Annotated in this window: 1 protein-coding gene; it reads right to left on the reverse strand. The window is 38.3% G+C overall.

Going from position 1 to position 1696, the window contains the following annotated elements; genetic code table 11:
- The coding region (locus tag AC1DPQ_RS26915; RefSeq protein WP_477611450.1) for a DUF5686 family protein at window positions 1–1696 on the reverse strand (1696 nt) is incomplete at both ends.

A 1696-nucleotide genomic window follows, 5' to 3' on the forward strand; every position in this document is an offset into this window, starting at 1 on the left:
TGGTAATTGTATTCGCCACCGAAAACGCCCTTTAAACCTGCAGTATAACGCAAATTAAATACCGGATAACGATCGGCAATGGGTACACGGTATATTTTTCCCTGATAAAACTTTTCATTCGGCGCGTACCTTAATTGCAAGGAAATTTCGCTGGTGCTTAACCTGTTGACAGACTGATTTGCTCCGTTTAGGTAATTGAGTCCACCGGCAGGCGTTTGGCTCCACTTTTTAAAGCCAAGGTTGTAAGAAAAGTGGTTTTCGAATTCTTTAACATAATCTAAACGATAAAAATCGTTGTAAAGCAACATATCGTTTACTCCTCTTTTAAACGAGAGCAGGAAATTATCTTCCTGCACAAACTGTAGCTCTTGTCCGGGAATTTTTGTATCGCGTTGAAAACTGGCCCTAACGTAGTTTTGGGGGAATTCGTAGATCGATTTATTGTTCAGCGAATAAGTTCCGGAAAGAAAAAACTTCCATTTCTCATCTTTAATCCCATAAGCCAAATAGTTTTCGAAATAATAACGTTTACTAAGCTCTGGTGTTGTTCGGCCGCCTACCCGCAGCCTTAAACCTTCTACATTGTTAAAGCTATAAAATGTATTTACCGGACCAATTTCATAAGGGCCTAAATTCTGATAGCCTGCAAATAAAAGGGTAACAATTCTCATTGTCCGTTTAAAAGATGGCAGATTTTGCAGGGTATCGATATTACCATAAATCTTCAGCTGGTTCTTCGAAATGGTATCCAGTCTGTTTTGCTCCCAGAATTTATCGTCTTTTTTTGCTGCATCGGCCCGCACAACGGTACTTTTCCCTTGAAAAATAGTATCGGGCAGAACCATATCAAACTGGTAATTCTTATAGGTAACGGTACGCTCGCCGGTAAAACCTATGCCTTTGGTTTTGCCGATACCGAAATCGGCCAGCAGATTGCTTTTACTTAAACTGTATTTACCTTTGTTGTTGGCTTCGAAATCGAGATCGATTTTTAGCGCACGAACAAAATTGAGGTTAATGTTTTTATTTACCCCAAATGAAGCACCCGTAACGGCGTAATGGCTATCATTCGTTACATAAATCTTTCCTTCGAACAACATATCGTTTGTATTTCGGGGGGTAAAAGAAAGTTCAATAACCTGAGGTTTTTGATTTTTTAACGTATCGGTAATAAAAAACTTATAAAAAGCAGGTGCTCCATCCGAAATCGGACTTAAAAATTCGTTACTGATTACGGAGATGTTGTTTTTATAAATATCAATATCCTGATACATCCTATCGAAATAAGTTTTCATTCCCTTATTATCGATGTACCTGCTATCGAAGTTGACCTGTTTCTCAGCAATAACAACAGTTTTATTTCTTTCCGGATCTTTACTGAGGTAACTATCGGCCAGTTTCTCCTGAATGTACACAGGCAAGAGGTTTTTTCCGCCAATTAAGGTCGAATCCTGTTCCTGAAATAAAAACTGATAATTTCTGAACATCTTTTTGTTCTTAAACTTTTCCGAAACATTGCTCAACGAAAACAACATCTTCTCATATTGCCTAAAAGACACCGTATTGTAACTCTTAATCCGGTTTTCATCTTTATGGGCAATTACCTGGCGGATCAATTCTACCGCGGGATTATCTTTGTTTCGGTATTTTATCTTTTTACCACCCACAATGATCACTTCGTCCAAAGCTTTTGAAT

It is taken from the genome of Pedobacter sp. 01T416_2, assembly GCF_056398925.1.